Consider the following 620-nt stretch of genomic DNA (forward strand, 5'->3'; position numbering starts at 1 on the left):
TGTTTGCCAGCCACTGCTTCTCTTCGCGGGTAAGCGCCTTGCTGGGGCGCACCAACAGGCAGAACGCCAGCACCACCATGGCGATACCCAGAAAGGCATACCCCACCCAGGTGCGCAGTAAGCCGCGATAGAGCTGGGCAGAGTGGGTTTGCTGACCGGCCACCACCTTGTCCAGGCCGGCGAGGGTTTTCTGCAGGTGGGCAATCAGCCAGCGGTCGTGGTCGCTGAGAGTGGGTTGGGCCTGGGTGCGCGCAATGCGGTCACGAATTTCGTCGACCTTCTGCCGTTGTTGCTGCTGGCTTTCCTGCATCATGGTGATGGCGCGCTGCTGGGCCTGCCAGGCATCTTTGGCCTTGCTGACCGCGCCGCCCACCACCATCGCGACAAAGGCGGCAATCAATACACCGTAAACCCATTTCAGCATCAGCCCGCATCCGTCAGCGACAAAAGACCGGCGAAGATAGCAAATAGTTGCGTATTTTGCAGGCACGGCATCGCAATGGGTGCGCGCGGCGCTGGCTGGGACTGGTGGAAGGTTAAGGGTTGGCCACAAACGGCGATGGAGGCATTGCTGTTTGTGGCCTTATCAATCGGGTCGCCGGTTCGCCATGCAAGCATAG

Annotated in this window: 2 protein-coding genes; both read right to left on the reverse strand. The window is 60.6% G+C overall.

Annotated features, from left to right (window positions below):
• On the reverse strand, positions 1-424 hold a 424-nt coding region (locus tag B3Q33_RS10250; protein WP_286827513.1), incomplete at its 3' end, for a hypothetical protein.
• On the reverse strand, positions 424-620 hold a 197-nt coding region (locus B3Q33_RS10255), incomplete at its 5' end, for a hypothetical protein (protein ID WP_286827514.1). The genes B3Q33_RS10255 and B3Q33_RS10250, both read right to left, overlap by 1 nt.

Origin of the sequence: Alcanivorax sp. UBA3183 (assembly GCF_002364155.1) — a bacterium.
GTDB lineage: Bacteria > Pseudomonadota > Gammaproteobacteria > Pseudomonadales > Alcanivoracaceae > Alcanivorax > Alcanivorax jadensis.